12 protein-coding genes and 1 pseudogene are annotated in these 14998 nt (G+C 57.6%); 4 read left to right on the forward strand and 9 right to left on the reverse strand.

Annotation, left to right across the window (positions count from 1 at the left end; translation table 11 throughout):
• Nucleotides 1–51: 51 nt before the first annotated feature.
• From VE934_RS02910 to VE934_RS02920, 3 genes and pseudogenes are all read right to left on the reverse strand, one after another.
• A pseudogene (locus tag VE934_RS02910) lies at nt 52–1673 on the reverse strand (DUF2130 domain-containing protein).
• A gap of 57 nt (nt 1674–1730) precedes the next feature.
• Nucleotides 1731–3995 carry an AAA family ATPase gene (locus tag VE934_RS02915; protein WP_324884151.1) on the reverse strand — a complete coding sequence of 755 codons (2265 nt, stop codon included), beginning with the start codon at nt 3993–3995 and terminating at the stop codon, nt 1731–1733.
• A 76-nt stretch (nt 3996–4071) separates the two neighbouring features.
• Nucleotides 4072–5886, reverse strand: coding sequence for an NERD domain-containing protein/DEAD/DEAH box helicase (locus tag VE934_RS02920; protein WP_324884153.1), 1815 nt, complete (start codon nt 5884–5886; stop codon nt 4072–4074).
• A 293-nt stretch (nt 5887–6179) separates the two neighbouring features.
• Between VE934_RS02920 and VE934_RS02925 the strand changes: the two genes are divergently transcribed.
• Nucleotides 6180–6656 (forward strand): hypothetical protein, encoded by a 477-nt coding sequence (locus VE934_RS02925; protein ID WP_324884155.1) that lies wholly within the window; start codon nt 6180–6182, stop codon nt 6654–6656.
• A 109-nt stretch (nt 6657–6765) separates the two neighbouring features.
• Nucleotides 6766–7146, forward strand: coding sequence for a nuclear transport factor 2 family protein (locus tag VE934_RS02930; RefSeq protein WP_324884157.1), 381 nt, complete (start codon nt 6766–6768; stop codon nt 7144–7146).
• Between the two features lie 155 nt (nt 7147–7301).
• On the opposite strand, the gene VE934_RS02935 is transcribed toward VE934_RS02930, so the two are convergent.
• The 6 genes from VE934_RS02935 to VE934_RS02960 all read right to left on the reverse strand — a co-directional run bounded on the left by VE934_RS02935 (nt 7302) and on the right by VE934_RS02960 (nt 10997).
• The gene (locus tag VE934_RS02935) at nt 7302–7553 is read right to left on the reverse strand and encodes a GlsB/YeaQ/YmgE family stress response membrane protein (protein WP_324884159.1); all 252 of its coding nucleotides are present in this window, start codon (nt 7551–7553) and stop codon (nt 7302–7304) included.
• 294 nt (nt 7554–7847) lie between these two features.
• Nucleotides 7848–8249 carry a response regulator gene (locus VE934_RS02940; RefSeq protein ID WP_324884161.1) on the reverse strand — a complete coding sequence of 134 codons (402 nt, stop codon included), beginning with the start codon at nt 8247–8249 and terminating at the stop codon, nt 7848–7850.
• A 53-nt stretch (nt 8250–8302) separates the two neighbouring features.
• Nucleotides 8303–8710, reverse strand: coding sequence for a response regulator (locus VE934_RS02945; RefSeq protein WP_324884163.1), 408 nt, complete (start codon nt 8708–8710; stop codon nt 8303–8305).
• 149 nt (nt 8711–8859) lie between these two features.
• Nucleotides 8860–9537, reverse strand: a complete 678-nt coding sequence (locus tag VE934_RS02950; RefSeq protein ID WP_324884165.1) for an SPOR domain-containing protein — start codon at nt 9535–9537, stop codon at nt 8860–8862.
• Nucleotides 9531–10382, reverse strand: a complete 852-nt coding sequence (locus VE934_RS02955; protein ID WP_324884167.1) for a biotin--[acetyl-CoA-carboxylase] ligase — start codon at nt 10380–10382, stop codon at nt 9531–9533. The genes VE934_RS02950 and VE934_RS02955 overlap by 7 nt, the downstream gene beginning before the upstream one ends.
• 75 nt (nt 10383–10457) lie before the next feature.
• On the reverse strand, nt 10458–10997 hold the full coding sequence (locus tag VE934_RS02960; protein ID WP_414693804.1) for an SET domain-containing protein: 540 nt from the start codon (nt 10995–10997) through the stop codon (nt 10458–10460).
• Nucleotides 10998–11124: 127 nt separating this feature from the next.
• Here VE934_RS02960 and VE934_RS02965 point away from each other — a divergent pair, with 127 nt between their 5' ends.
• Together VE934_RS02965 and VE934_RS02970 are read left to right on the forward strand one after the other, a co-directional pair.
• Nucleotides 11125–11649: a TlpA disulfide reductase family protein gene (locus tag VE934_RS02965; protein ID WP_324884171.1), complete on the forward strand. Its 525-nt coding sequence runs from the start codon at nt 11125–11127 to the stop codon at nt 11647–11649.
• On the forward strand, nt 11646–14588 hold the full coding sequence (locus VE934_RS02970; RefSeq protein WP_324884173.1) for a DNA topoisomerase III: 2943 nt from the start codon (nt 11646–11648) through the stop codon (nt 14586–14588). The genes VE934_RS02965 and VE934_RS02970 overlap by 4 nt, the downstream gene beginning before the upstream one ends.
• Nucleotides 14589–14998: the final 410 nt, after the last annotated feature.

Below are 14998 nucleotides of genomic sequence, written 5' to 3' on the forward strand. Positions count from 1 at the left end.
CCGAGTTATCTACCCGGCCGATCGCTGAAACGATGGGCAATCCAGCGGATCCTACTCCGTCTCAGCCGAGGTCATGGTGCCCGGCAGCTCCGCAAACTTTGCCGCCATCGTAGGGTTGCCCCGTGTCAGTTTCTTGATCGTCAGGTCGTCGGCCTTGTCGTTGGCCAGACGCAAGTTGTTCGCCGACTTGTGCAGCGCTTCCTTGGTTTTTTCCAGGTCTTTTATCGCCTCGTCGATGCGCTTGATGGCTTCTTCAAAGCCTTCGGATGCCAGGCGCCAGTTGCGCCCAAACGCCGTCTTGAATTCGTCGAGCTGGGTTTCAAACTTCGTGATGTCCACGTTCTGCGAGCGCACCAGCGCCAGCTCGGACTTGTACTTCATCGCGTTCAAAGCGGCATTGCGTAAGAGCGTGATCAGGGGCACAAAGAACTGCGGCCGCACCACGTACATCTTTGGATAGCGGTGCGAGACGTCGACGATGCCGCTGTTGTACAACTCGCTCTCCGGTTCCAGCAGAGACACCAGCACCGCGTATTCGCACGCCTTTTCAGTGCGGTCCCTGTCCAACTCTTTCAGAAAATCTTCGTTCCTCTTCTTGGTCGCCGTTTCATCGCTCTCGTTCTTCATCTCAAACATGATGGAGACAATCTCGGCGCCCGACTCGTCCGAGTCGCGAAAAATGTAGTCGCCCTTGCTGCCATTGCGGGTGTCGTTGTCTTTCTCAAAATGCGCCCGTTGAAAGGCGGCAGCACGGATGCGGTTGAACTCGATTTCGCAGTGCTGCTCCAGGGTTTCACCGACCATCTTGGTCAATAACTTCGCCTTAAAGTCCCGCAGGCGCACAATCTCTCCCTCGCGCTCCTTGATCTGCACCTCGTATTTTTCCTTGATGGCCTTCTCTTCCAGCTGATTTTTTACGGTGATGAGGTTGAGGTCATTCTTTAACCCATCGCGCTCCTGGGCGATCACACCCACGGCTTCATTCACGGCCAGCTGGCGCGTCACTTCAGCGGCCTCCAGCTTGGCTTGCAGCCTCTGAATTTCGGCATCTTTTTTGGCGGCAGCCCCTTGCAGCTCTTGGGTCAGCTTGGCCTCGGCCAATTGAGCAGCTGCTTGCTGCGCGCGTTGCGCGCTTGCTCCAGCTCGTTCACTAGCCCGTCGCGCTCCTTGCAGACCGCGCCCAAAGCCTCCGTCACCGCCAGCTTCCGGGCTACCTCACCGGCAGCAAGCTGGGCCTGCAAGGCCTGAATCTCGGCAACTTTGCTCGCCGTAGCCCCTTGCAGTTCACAGGCCAGCTGGGACTCGGCCAGCTTGAGCGCCGCCTGCTGGTCCAGCTTGGCCTGCGCCAGTTCGTTAGCGATGGCATCGCGCTGCTTTTCCACCGTGCCCAAGGCCTCTGCCAACGCGAGCTTGCTTGCCACTTCGCCCGCGTCTAGCTGGGCTTTCAGCGCCTGAATCTCCGAGTCTTTGACGGCCGCAGCTTTTTGCAGCTCATTGGCGACCTTGGCCTCAGCCAAGGCAATCGCATCGCGCTTTTCCCGCCCGGCCAGCTCCAGCCGCTCGTGCAACTGCTTGTCAAAATCGCTATCGCGCACCTGCTTGAGGATGTCGGCGTACCCCGCTTCGTCGATCTTGAAGGCTTTGCTGCAGTGTGGGCAGATGATTTCATGCATGGCGACGAGACCTCTTCTTTTTGGTTGGACTGGTAGCGAGAAATGCGCGTAGCTCTGCTAAGCCTGAGCCACAGCGGCCTCCAGCGCTTCCATGTGAAGCGGGTCGGTAGTCCTGATGGTGTTAATCAGCTCGTTCACTGCCGCTTCTATGTCGAAAATCAACTCGTTGTTCTCGGCCAGTCTCTCAATATTGTTTGCATGACTGAAGTAGTGAAGTACTTTCAAAATTCGTTTGGATTTCTCAGGCCCAAAAATTCGGTCGGCACGCTGGTCGACAGTTAGACCGCGAGCGCCGGGGTATTTGGAAAACGTATAGAGCTCAACGAATCGTCTAACTGCATTTGGAAGCAACATCAAAACATTAAATTCAGTTTTGTCTGGCGCTTTTTGAAACTGGTGAAGAACGTCGAATAGAAAATGGTATTCGGACGAGTAGCGGAACATGGAGTTAGGCATATTTCCAAAACTCGATTTGTTCGGCGCAATGCGCCTGACCAAGAAATGCTTGGCTAAATTTTCCTTTTGAGGGTTGAGCTCACGAAGTAGCGAGAAGAATTCAAAGTTGTGGGTCGAAAAGAATGTCTGGCCGCAGCGGGTGGTCCAAGGCCCGCCTTCCCTTTCTTGATGAAAAAAAGCTTCCTTGATCATCGCCGTGACTTGAAAGATGTGATTGCTGTCGAGACTGGATATGGGGTCATCTATATAAACTATTGCAACTTTCAGCTCCTCTGGTTTGAGCTCCTTAAGTTTTGTCAGGAAAAAAGCAAATGCGATCGCGGTCTTTTCGCCCTCGCTAAGGTGTTTCGCAATCGCGCCGTCGCGACGAACGAGTTGGAATCGCTCTTGATCCCCCACCTTTATTACATTGATCTGCACTCCCTCCGCGCCCATAAGGGTTTCAAGACGTTGATTGATCTCTTCGCGACCCTGCTGCGCTTTGCTGATAATTGCTTTTAGCTTCAGAACTTCCGCCTGTAACTTTTGACTGCACCAGTCGAATTTTTTAATGTTCCGCTCAAGGCGCGCAAGTTTTGCGTTCTGACTTTCCATGTTGAATGCGTCAAGGAACTGCTGGACGAAGTGCTTTTTGAGACGTGCAATCGAAGCATTCTTTTCCGTGAGAAAGTTGTCAACGATTAGGTTGTGGCTCCTTATTGCTTGATTGATTTCGTTAAGTGATTCGCGAACGTTGAGCTCTAAAGTATCGGTAATGGGTCCAGGATCCGCGACGACGAAGGGCGAATCCATTTTTCTTTTCAAGTCTGCTGCGAGGGCCTTAATCGCGTCGTTATATTCGCTAATTGCCGCCTTCGCGATGTTTTGACCGGCTTTGAAGCGGGCACGGAACTTTGCGTTGAGCTCAGCCTCCGTTGGCATCGAAAAATTAATGATTGCATTTTGAACACGGACAAGTAGCGCATCGATCATTTTTTTGTGATCGCTCAGGTCTTTTGAGAAGTGGGCTTTCAGTTCGGCCAGCCGATGCTCATCCAAAGTGTTCCCACAAAACTCGCAGATTTCTTTATCTTTATGAATTGGAAGGCCACTCTCCACCCAGCGTTCTATTAGAGGGTTCTTCACCAAGTTATCGATAGTGGTTGCAAGGCTTGGTGTTTTTGCCATGACTGCCTTGATGTCGGCATATAGTGAATTTAATTCAAGGGACAGTGAAACTTCGTCGACTTTTGTTGGTCGGTCTTGGTCTGACGTCAGCGCCAGCTTTAGATCTGCCTGATAGGAATCAGCAGAGAGGAGTTGCGACTCATCGAAGAGTTGAACTGTCACGATGTCCGCTTGGAAGTGAGTTGCCGTATAAGCGGCAACTAAGGCGAGGTTCTTCTTGATTTTGGCTGCCTCTGAGGTCTTGGCATCGCGTAATGACTTTTCTAACGAATCTGACTGAACTTTGGATTCTTGCGATCGCTGTATAGCTCGTTTAGTCATCGCCTCGCAACGATCAATTTCTTTTTGAGCGGTCTCAGAATCAGCGCCGAGCAGCAGAATCGGTTCAAAGCCACCACCTGCGAAGTTCAAGTTTTTGGCGATGAAGTCTGAATTGAAGACCCGAACAATGAGGGGGGATTTGTCAAAGTTGGCCTCTGTGACTAAGCCACTCGTAGTTTCAAACGTAAACGCACAGCCAGCAAGGTCTGGGTTACTTTGTTTGGCTTCGATAAGGGAAAAGAGGCGGGAAAGGCTAGTTTTCCCCGAGTAGTTCCAACCATAAATTAAATTTTTGACTGCAAAGTCTTGGGTTCCGGCTGGCTTTGTGTAGTCACTGTAGACACCCAGCCCTTTGATCTTCTGAATATTTTTGAGCATGGTTTATTCCTATGTACTCATTTGGCGATACTTTTTTGAGATTGGCATGGCTGTCTGTACGCAGTTGGATGCGCTATCACTTGTCTAACCGGCCCCCAAAAACCCCGCCCCCACCTACTCCCATCACTAACCTCTGCGTCGCCCGCGTTGCCGCCACATAAAACACCCGCGCAGCCTCCTGCTCGTCTTCTCCGGGCCCGGGCATGTGCCCCACCCCTGGTAGCGCCACCACCGGAAACTCCAAGCCTTTACTGACCTTCATGGTCATCACCTGAATGGCGTTGGCAGCGGGGTTGTAGTCTCCAGACCGTTCACGTAAGCGATGTGGCAGTTTGCGTTGCGTCAGCGTGCGGCCCATCAGGTACATGGTGTCGTAGTCCGCGCACAGGATCGCCATGTCGCCCCACGCGAAGCCTTCTTTGTGAGCGCTGGTCAGGTGGTCGGCAATGGCGAACGCTTCGTCGCGCAGGCTGGGCAGTTTGATGATGATGGGCGCCTGCCCTTCACGGCCGCAACTGATGGGTTTCACCATCGGTATGCCGTCATCGTCTTTATCGTCGGCGGTCAGCAGGTCTGCCGCAATCAGATTGGCGGTTTGCAGAATTTGTTTGGTGTTGCGGTAGTTGATCTTCAGGATGGTGGTGCGGCCCTGCGCCTGCACGCCCACGCTCTTGAAGCTGAAATCTTTCTTGCGGCTGCGCTCGTAAATGCTTTGCGCATCGTCATAAAGCAGCAGCAGGCTATTGGTGGTCGGGTCCACCATTTGCGTAACGAGCTTCAGCCATTCGGGCGCGAAGTCGTGGCCTTCGTCGATCAGGATGGCCTGGTACTGGCCGGATGGAATTTGCTTTTGGTCAATGCCTTTGATGACGCGTAGAACAAACTCTTCCATAAGCTTGTCTGTGCCCATCTTTTCCGTTGGCAGCAAGTTATATGTCTTGAGCTGGTCGCGACACCATTTGTGAAAGTGGCGCACATGCACGCGGTCGCTCAGGCCCTTGGCTTCCATCACGCTGGCGAGCTTCACGCCCAGCGGCTCGTTGAAGCAGAGGATGAGGATGGGTTTGCTGGTGGGGGTGCTGGCTTTGGCCAGATACTCGGCGCGGTAGCCCAGGATCATGGTTTTGCCTGAGCCTGCCACGCCGTGAATCACGCGGTGGCCGTCGCCCAGGCTGCGCGCCAGCTGCTCTTGCTGGATGTCCATCACACGCATGATGTCGGGCAGCTCGGCCTGTTCGTCACTGTCGTCAAACAAGTTGCCGGTGGTTTGTACGCGCACTTGGGGAAACATGATCCAGCGTACGCGGTCGAGCTGCGGCAGGCTCATGACACCGCCAAAGCGGTGCGCAAACATGTTCCAAAGCCGTTCTTGAAACGCTTCGGGGTCGGCAGACTCTTCCATCTCGTCTTTGCAGATAACGTAGTTGGCGGCAATGGTTTCGCCCAGGCCCGCTTGATCGAACTGCTTGCGCGTGATGCGGGTGAACACCACGCCGTGGCCCCAGGGAAATGCCAGCTTGCCTTGGTGCGGGCCGCCGGCGTGTACGAGCTGGGAGTCGCGCTCGAGTGCGTTCACTACCTGAATGGCGCAGTGGCGCGCTTGCTCCAGCGGATTCTTGACCGGCTTGAGCTGGCCATTGACCAGAATCGTCCAGTACTGCCGGGTGGCCTCGCGAATGGTGTCCAGATGCCAGTCTTTGGTTTCCAGCACCAGCAGGCCGTGGCGGGGGTGCAGCACCACAAAGTCCGGGTAGGTTTGCTTGGGGCCAATGGGCACGTTGTGCCAGAGCAGGTAGTCAGGGTCGAGTTTCTGCTCCAGCCGTTCAGCCAGGCGCCGCTCGCCTGTTGAGTCAAACGCAGAAGTTCCAAATGAGGGGATAAGGGTCGCCATCCGGGGAGTCACAGTTCGTTAACACTTTGTCACACGGATCTTCGCTGTTAACGCTGCACAAGGCCAGCGGCTTTGGGCTGGTCTGACGTGTGTGACCAACGTTGATGGGCTAAAGCGCGGGGTAAATAAATCAAACGATGCAGAGGAGGCTTCGGCGGGCCGAATCAAACGGGAATGCCGGAACTTTCGTGGCGCACCTGTTTGTGTCATCCGCCCGCCTCGGTAACCTTCAAATTTCGACGACTAGCTTTTCTCCCACACGCGCTGACATGACCCGGCCCGATAATTGCCTCATGACCCAGATGCTTCCCGCCACCCCCGCCCCCGACATCGTGCTTCCGGACGAGCCCGGCGTGACAACGGTGGAGGTGACGGTTGTGGAGATGACGGTGGTCACCGAGCAGCAGGTGTTTGACCCTGACAGCACCGCGCATTTCCAGACGAAGATGAGCCGGGCGCCGGTTTGGGTTGCCTCGATTGTGGCCAGCAACCACCGTGAGACGCGCCGCTTTCGCGAAGAGCTGGCGCATATGAAGGGGGCTTGGCCGCTGCTGATGAAGCAGCGCAAGGGCGGCACCTGGACGCCGGAAGAAAAGGTGCAGCTCAAGTCCATGGTGCGCTCGGCGTCATCGGTCAGCCCCTACCTGTTCGTCTGGGCGATTCCGGGCTCCATGGTGTTGCTGCCTTTTCTGGCGTGGTTTCTGGACCGGCAGCGCAAAAGGCGCGCTGTGGAGCGCCGCCGCATCAAGGACCAAGCTGATGCTGAGTGATTTGTAAGCCAAATCAGCGTCTGGCCCTTATTTGACGTGCGGTAGAAGCTATCAAAACATGAGCAAACTGCAAACCCTGTTCAGTTGCTCTCAACCGAAGATACCCAACATGCCAACCGCTGAGACCGTTCAACGCTTCATTGCCCGGGTAGAAGAAAACGCACATACCGAAGCTATCGCCGAGTTTTATACCGATGGCGCCACGATGCAGGAGAACCAGTCACCGCCGCGCCGTGGGCGCGACACGCTGGTGGCGCATGAAAGCAAGGTCATGGCGCGCGCCAAATCGCTGACTTCTGAATGCGTGCGTCCGGTGTTTATCAACGGTGACCATGTCGCCATCCGGTGGATTTTCAATTTTGTGTGGGCAGATGGCAGCACCACCCGCATGGAAGAGATGGCCTGGCAGCGCTGGGAAGGTGAGCGCATTGCCGAGGAAACGTTTTTCTATGACCCGGCGCAGCGCACGCCGGTGCCTGCGAAAGCTTGATACGTGGGGGGGCTGGCCGCTGCTGTCAAGGCCGCGGGCAGCCGTGCCGACGCGGTTGAGAAGTATCTGAAATCGTCCAGATGAGCCAGGCCCATAAAAAAAGCCGCGCCGGGTAACCGGCGCGGCTTTTTTGCGTTCAGTAATCTACTGTGGCATTACGCCTTGCGGCCTGTGACCATGCGGTAGATAAACAGCAGGATGATGGCGCCGAGGACGGCAGCAATAAAGCCTGCAGATTCGCCGACTTGGTAAAAGCCCAGAGCGCGGCCCAGGTAGGTAGCAACGACGGAGCCGACGATACCAATCAGAACGGTGATGATGAAGCCAGCAGGATCGCGGCCTGGCATCAGAAATTTGGCAACGATGCCGACGATGAAACCGATAAGAATGGTCCAGATAATGCCCATGATGCTTCCTTCAATAGTGGATGTTGATAGTTCATTTGAGCCACGCTCCCATTAGCGCCAGGCACAGAGCAACCATATCCAGCGCTTTAGGGGCACCCTATCGGAGAGCCTGCCCCGCTGCTGTAGGACCAGGCAGATATTGCATGACGCGTGTACGTTTTGGCGCCCTGAAGGGTTGAGGGGGAAGGAGTTATGAGCAAAAACGGCCTTTTGCCCAATGACGCCGGGCGCCACCTGCTATAAGAACGATAGCGTGGCGTAAGGCCGGCAGCACGTAACCGGGCGCGTATCGCGCTAATGCAGGGACAGCGTGCCCGCGTCCAGGTCTTCTGCATGCATCTTGCAGTACTCAACCAGGCGGTCCAGCTCAGACGATTTGTTAAACACCATGTCTGCACCCAGCTCCAGGCAGCGCTCGGCAATTTGCTGTTGTTCATGCCCGGTCAGCACCACCACTTTTTGCTCTGGCTTGCGGGCCTGACAGCTTTTCAGCACACCAAAGCCCGTGCCTTCTTTCAGGCGCAGATCGACGATGGCAAGTTGCCACTCGCTTTGGTTGGCCTTGAGCCACTTGCGTGCGGCGGTTTCGCCATCTGCAAAACCAATAAATTTCAGCGGCGCTATGTTTTCCATGGCGTCAATGACTGTGTCGCGAATGTCGGGTTGGTCCTCAACCAAAAAAGCACGAAGAATCATGGGGCTGACCCTATTCAGAAACTTAAAAGTGGGGGATGTTGAACGCCGTGCAGCTAGGCATAGGCTGGCTCGGGGCAGTCGTGGCTGAGGTTATCCGCATGCAGCTTGCAAAAATCAACCAGCTTCAGCAGCTCAGAGCATTTGTTGAAGACCTTGTCAGCGCCAAGCTGGTGGCATCTGAGGGCAATGTCAATTTCATCGTTTGCGGTTAGCACCACAACCATTTGATCGGGTTTGCGTGCCTGACACTCCTTGAGCACGCCAAAGCCGGACCCGTCCGCCAGGCCCAGGTCAACGATGGCCAGCTGCCAGTCACTGGTGTGCTCGCGCAGCCAGGTACGCGCAGCCTTTTCGCCCTCAGCCTGACCCACAAACTTGACGGGCGCCACTCTTTCCATCGCTTCAACCACAGTGGTGCGAATGTCGGGCTGGTCTTCGACGAGAAAGGTGTTGATGATCAAAATGCCGGTCCTTCAGGCGCAGACCGCCTGACGACTTGAGCATAGAGAAGGCGGAAGGAATCGCCTATCGCCGAATCCGCGGCTGAACGTAGGATGTCGCCGATAAAAGCTACGCCATCCTGGGCGCAAGGGCTAATGCAGGGCCGGGCTCAGGCGCACGACCGCAGGGGCTTGCCTTCGAGTGGCGCGGTCAGCACATCCAGCCGCGTGCGCAGGGCAGCGTCTACCGCAGCGAGCTTGACAATCTGGCCGCGTGCCTCGGCACGCTCTTGCATCACCCTGGCGGTGCGCACGCCTCTGGTGGCCACCCGGGCCAGCTCGGCATCAGCCTCGGCCTGGGATGCAAAGGTGCCCAGCGACAGCCCTGGTGCCAGGGCCGGGTTGGTGACAGGGCGAAAAGACACGCCAAGCTGGCGCAGCTCGCTGCGTTTCTTCGCCAGCGCTTCTTCACCAGCGTATTTGCCCATATAAACAAGCCACCGACCTGGCTCAATCGCGCTTTCGATCTGCCAGCTGCCCGCTGGCAAGCCGGTTTCCAGCGCGGTGCGCAAAGCGGCGGTTTGTTGCTCGTTGAAAAGACCCGCCTGCAGGCATTCGGAAGCCTCAGCTGCTGCGGCTGCTGCGCTGCTGGTGGCGCCTCCGCTTTCAATCTTGCTGGCTTCGGCTGCGGTCAGCAACACAATCGCCTCGGGCCTGATTTGGGTGGTCATGCGCTGTGGTTCGGACTGCACGGCAGGCGTGAAGCCGAGGTCAGCAAGCACACCGTTTGACCAGGCCCAGTAACCGGCGTTGGCCAGTACCAGCACCAGGACCAGCAGCCTTAACATGGGCGCGCACCGGCGGATGGCAGGGGCCGGACGCTGACTTCGGAGCTGGTGATTTCTTTCATGCCAGCCGGAGTATGCACCAGCAGCGCGCCGTTTTCGCCCACACCATGGGCTACGCCGTGGGTGCCGTCAGACAGTTGCACGGCCCGACCGGCCAGCGCATCACGCAGGGCAAAACGCGCCTGAAACGGCGCAAAACCAAACATGCCAAAGGCCTGAACGGTCTGAACCAGAGGAGCAGCCACCCGCAGCAGCGCATCCGCCACATCGGTCCCGGGCAGCAGGTCTTGCAGGCAAGCAGGGGCCAGGGGGCTTGGCTGGTCTACAAGTTTCTCGGGCAGCGGGGCGGGCAGCGGCCGCACGTTGATGCCCACACCAATCACCACGTAGCGCAGAAATCCCCAGCTCGCGGTCTCTACCAAAATACCCGCCAGCTTGCGCTCGCCCTGCGCGTCGGTCAGCCACAAGTCGTTGGGCCACTTCAGGCGTATGGCCGGTGCTGCGCCAGGGCTGGGCTCCAGGCTCTCGGCCAGGCTGATGCCCACCGCCATGGACAGGCCCGACCAGCTGGCAGGCTGCAGGGGCATACCTAATGAAAAAGTGAGACTGTCGCCGCGCTGGCTTTGCCAGCTGCGTCCCATGCGACCCCGGCCAGCGCTTTGTTGCTCGGCCACCAGCAGGACGGGATCAGGCGAGCCGGTTGCACGAAAGCGCCGCATCAGCTCCGTGTTGCTCGAATCGATTTGCGGCAACACCTCCACCGTGAAACCTGGCAGCACAGGCGCAACAGCCTCCCAGATGGCCTCAGCGGGCCAGGGGATGGGGGTGGTCGGGGTGGCACTCATGTCGATGGGGTTTGCGTGGTCCCGGTCTTTTGGTTTGTCATCCCGGACTTGATCCGGGATCCATGCAGGAGAGCCTCAGTCCTTCTTGCTCTTCTTTGCTTTTTTGGATTTCTTCGACTTTTTGTCTTTCTTCTTCTTGTCGTCTTTGTCCTTGGGCGCCAGCAAAGTGCCGCGGCAGTTGGGCGCGCCACACCAGCAGGGGTATTCGGCTTTGAGCTTTTTGGTGTACTTGGCGTCAATGATCAGGCCGTAGTCGTAAAACAGCTCTTGCCCGGCCGGGATGTTGCGCAGCGCCTTGATAACCACGCGTCCGCCGTCTTCGTCAGCTTCGCAGTTCGGGTCGCAGCTGTGGTTGATCCACCGCGAGGAGTTGCCGCCGTACTTGGCGTCGATCACATGCTTTTCGTCGATGTGAAAGTAAAACGTGTGGTTGGGGTCTTTGGGGTCGTGCGGGTGGCGGCGCAGCGCTTCTTTCCAGGTGACAACTTCGCCGACGTACTCGATCAGGGTCTCGCCCTCGGCCAGGTCTTGCACGGCAAACATGCCCTTGCCATGCACGCCGGAGCGGCGGGTCTGGATGCGTCGGCCATTGGCGGCCAGGCTGTCGGCGGGCACGCTGGAAAGGGGTTCTGGGACCTGGGTTTTTGACACGTCGAATTTTTTTGGTATGGTTAATTCATGCATGTGCGCGCGTATGTGCGCGCGAGCCGCTATTGTAGTGATGCCCCGGGACTCCCAGACCATGTTCAACCGAAGAAAAGTCATTCAGCTTGTGCCAGCGCTCACCGCGCCTGGCCTGGCTGCGCATGCCTGGGCTCAGGGCGCGCTGGCTCCCTTGCCTGAGGTGGGAAGCACGCTCAAACTGCCGGCGCTGACCTTGCTGGATGGACGCGTCTGGACCCCTGCCTCAGTACGCGGAAAGACGCTTGTGGTGTACTGGTGGGCAAGTTGGTGCCCCTTTTGCGCGGTGCAGTCGCCCCATATAGAAGCACTGTGGCAGGCGCACAAGGCATCGGGGCTGGAAGTGCTGGCGCTGTCAATTGACCGCGTGCCGGGCGCGGCAGAGACCTATATGAAGACCAAGGGCTACAGCTTTCCGGCGGCGATTCTGCCGGAAGGCGCCCAGCTGCTGGCCAAGCCGCGCGGCTTGCCGGTGGTGGTGGTTTTGAAAGTTAACCCGCGCGATGGTCGCGACGGAAAAGTATTGTTTGCAGAAGCCGGGGAGATGTTTCCCGACGATGTTCAAGGTTTGAAGAAGTTTTTATGAAAACACTGGTGATTGCAGAAAAACCCTCGGTGGCACAGGACATCGTCCGCGCCATCACGCCCAGCGCGGGCAAGTTTGAAAAGCACGACGAATATTTTGAGAGCGATGACTGGGTCATCACTTCAGCCGTGGGCCACCTGGTTGAGATCCAGGCGCCGGAGGAGTTTGACGTCAAGCGCGGCAAATGGAGTTTTGCCAACCTGCCGGTGATTCCGCCATACTTTGACCTGAAGCCGATGGACAAGACCAAGACGCGGCTTAATGCCATCGTCAAGCTGACCAAACGCAAGGACGTGGGCGCTTTGGTTAACGCCTGTGACGCGGGCCGCGAGGGCGAGCTGATTTTTCGTCTGATCCAGCAGTACGCCAAGAGCAAACACCCGGTCCAGCGCCTGTGGCTCCAGTCCATGACACCCGCCGCGATTCGCGAGGGCTTTGACTCGCTGCGCACCGACGCACAAATGCTGCCGCTGGCCGACGCGGCGCGCTGCAGGTCAGAGGCCGACTGGATGGTCGGCATCAACGGCACACGCGCCATGACGGCGTTCAACTCGCGTGACGGCGGTTTCTTTTTGACCACTGTGGGCCGGGTGCAAACGCCGACGCTGTCGGTGGTGGTGGAGCGCGAGGAAAAAATCCGCAAGTTTGTCAGCCGTGACTACTGGGAAATCCATGCCACCTTTTTGGCCGAGGCCGGCGAGTACCCGGCCAAGTGGTTTGACCCCAAGTGGAAAAAAGCCGCTGCCAATGCGGACAACGCAGAACCTGATGCCGAGCTGAAGGCAGACCGCGTCTGGTCCGAGCGTGAAGCGCTGGCCATTGCCGAGGCCGTGCGCGGCAAGGCCGCCACGGTGACGGAAGAAAGCAAACCCACCACGCAGGCATCGGGTTTGTTGTTTGACTTGACTTCCCTGCAGCGCGAGGCCAACGGCAAGTTTGGCTTTTCTGCCAAGACCACGCTGTCGATTGCGCAAAGCCTGTACGAGCGGCACAAGGCCCTGACTTACCCGCGTACCGATTCGCGCGCGCTGCCGGAAGACTATTTGCCGGTGGTGAAGCAGACCTTTGAAATGCTGGCCGGCAGCCCCATGAAGCACCTGGCCCCGCACGCGGCCACGGCGATCAAGGGTAACTACATCAAGCCCAGCAAACGCATTTTTGACAACGCCAAGGTGAGTGATCACTTTGCGATCATCCCAACACTGCAGGCGCCCAGTGGCCTGAGCGACGCCGAGCAAAAGCTGTACGACCTGGTGGTGCGCCGCTTCATGGCGGTGTTTTTCCCGAGCGCTGAATACCTGGTCACCACGCGAATCTCCCAGGCTGTGGCCCACAGCTTCAAGACCGAAGGCAAGGTGCTGGTCAAGCCGGGCTGGCTGGCCATCTACGGCAAGGAAGCCGAAGACGAGAACACCGACGAGAAAGACAGCAAGATTCTGGTCGCCGTCAAACCGGGTGAGATGGTGCGCGCCGAAGTGGTGGAAGCCAAAGGCCTGAAGACCCGGCCACCGGCCCGCTACAGCGAGGCGACTTTGCTGGGCGCGATGGAAGGCGCCGGCAAGACGATTGACGACGACGAGCTGCGCGAAGCCATGCAGGAAAAAGGCCTGGGCACGCCAGCCACCCGTGCGGCCACTATTGAAGGTTTGATCAACGAAAAGTACATGCTGCGCGAAGGCCGCGAGCTGATCCCGACCGCCAAGGCATTTCAGTTGATGACCCTGTTGCGCGGCCTGGGTGTGGAAGAGCTTTCACGCGCCGATCTGACCGGCGACTGGGAACACAAGCTCGCGCAAATGGAAAAGGGCAAGCTCAGCCGCGAGACCTTCATGGCCGAGATTGCCGACATGACAAAAAACCTGGTCGCCAAGGCCAAGGGTTATGACAAGGACACCATCCCCGGAGACTACGCCACCCTGAGCGCACCCTGCCCTAACTGCGGCGGCGTCATCAAGGAAAACTACCGCCGCTACACCTGTACCGGCAAAAAAGGCGAAGGCTGCGGTTTCTCGTTTGGCAAAACACCGGCAGGCCGCACGTTTGAGGTGGCGGAGGTTGAGCAGTTTCTGCGCGACAAAAAGATTGGCCCGCTTGACGGCTTCCGCTCAAAGGCTGGCTGGCCTTTCACTGCCGAAATGGTCATCAAGTTTGATGAAGAAACCAAAAACTACAAGCTCGAGTTTGACTTTGGCGAAGACAAAAATGCCGAAACCGGCGAGATTGTCGACTTCAGTGCGCAGCAGTCATTGGGTGCCTGCCCCAAATGCGGCGGCGGTGTTTTCGAGCACGGCAAAAATTATGTGTGCGACAAATCCGTGCCCACGAATGCGCAGCCCACGCCAAGCTGCGACTTCAAGACCGGCCAGGTGATCCTGCAGCAGCCGGTGGAGCGCGAGCAGATGGTCAAGTTGCTGACGGCCGGCAAAACCGATTTGCTCGACAAGTTTGTCTCCATGCGCACGCGTAGGCCGTTCAAAGCCATGCTGGCCTGGGACGCTGAGGCTGGCAAGGTCAACTTTGAATTTGCGCCATCCAAATTTCCTCCGCGCAAAACGGCTGGCCCTCCCAAAACAGGCGCGGTGAAAACGCCCTTCGGCAAAACCGTGGCAGCGAAGAAGGCGGCTCCTGCTGCCAAAAAAGTTGCGGCGAAGAAAGCGCCCGCTGCGAAAACCGCCAAGCCGAAAACCCCGCGCGTGGCCAAGCCCGGCAGCGGTTTAAAGCCCAGCGACGCCTTGGCTGCGGTGATCGGCGCCGAACCGGTGGCTCGTACGCAGGTGATCAAAAAGCTGTGGGATTACATCAAGGCTGAAGGTCTGCAGGATGCGGCCAACAAACGGGCTATCAATGCAGACGCCAAGCTGCTTGCTGTGTTCGGCAAGCCGCAGGTAACGATGTTTGAGTTGGCCGGGATTGTTGGAAAGCATTTGACTGCGGAGTAGTTGCCGGGGCTCTTGTCCTACTGGACTCGTCATCCCGGACTTGATCCGGGATCCATGTTCATCTTCTACTGTCCACCGTTCGGGCTGAGCTTGTCGAAGCCATCTTTGCTTTTTGCGTTTGTAGCGTGCCAGCTAGCCGGGGTTGCCCGGCGGCAACTTACTTTTCTTTTGCGTCGCCAAAAGAAAAGTAAGCAAAAGAAAAGGCGACCCTGCTGTCTGCGTCCCCTGCGCTGCGCTGCGGGGCAACCTGCGGTGCTCGGTTCAGCCGGGGTCTGACACAAACTCGCCTTCGGCTCAAACAAGTGTCAGCCCTGATCCGTCTGAACCTCCGCTCCTCGGCGCATACAGAAGGGGTGGGGAGCAGGGAGGGAATCGGGAGCGGGCTCCGGCAAGGACGCGCTTGGCGCGTC

Origin of the sequence: Polaromonas sp. (assembly GCF_035638815.1) — a bacterium.
Classification (GTDB): Bacteria; Pseudomonadota; Gammaproteobacteria; order Burkholderiales; family Burkholderiaceae_C; genus Polaromonas.

Excerpts from the sequence above, each read along its gene's own strand:
- VE934_RS02915 (WP_324884151.1), bottom strand. The coding sequence starts at position 3,995 with ATGCTCAAAAATATTCAGAAGATCAAAGGGCTGGGTGTCTACAGTGAC.
- VE934_RS02920 (WP_324884153.1), bottom strand. The coding sequence starts at position 5,886 with ATGGCGACCCTTATCCCCTCATTTGGAACTTCTGCGTTTGACTCAACA.
- VE934_RS02925 (WP_324884155.1), top strand. The coding sequence starts at position 6,180 with ATGACCCAGATGCTTCCCGCCACCCCCGCCCCCGACATCGTGCTTCCG.
- VE934_RS02930 (WP_324884157.1), top strand. The coding sequence starts at position 6,766 with ATGCCAACCGCTGAGACCGTTCAACGCTTCATTGCCCGGGTAGAAGAA.
- VE934_RS02935 (WP_324884159.1), bottom strand. The coding sequence starts at position 7,553 with ATGGGCATTATCTGGACCATTCTTATCGGTTTCATCGTCGGCATCGTT.
- VE934_RS02940 (WP_324884161.1), bottom strand. The coding sequence starts at position 8,249 with ATGATTCTTCGTGCTTTTTTGGTTGAGGACCAACCCGACATTCGCGAC.
- VE934_RS02950 (WP_324884165.1), bottom strand. The coding sequence starts at position 9,537 with ATGTTAAGGCTGCTGGTCCTGGTGCTGGTACTGGCCAACGCCGGTTAC.
- VE934_RS02955 (WP_324884167.1), bottom strand. The coding sequence starts at position 10,382 with ATGAGTGCCACCCCGACCACCCCCATCCCCTGGCCCGCTGAGGCCATC.
- VE934_RS02965 (WP_324884171.1), top strand. The coding sequence starts at position 11,125 with ATGTTCAACCGAAGAAAAGTCATTCAGCTTGTGCCAGCGCTCACCGCG.
- VE934_RS02970 (WP_324884173.1), top strand. The coding sequence starts at position 11,646 with ATGAAAACACTGGTGATTGCAGAAAAACCCTCGGTGGCACAGGACATC.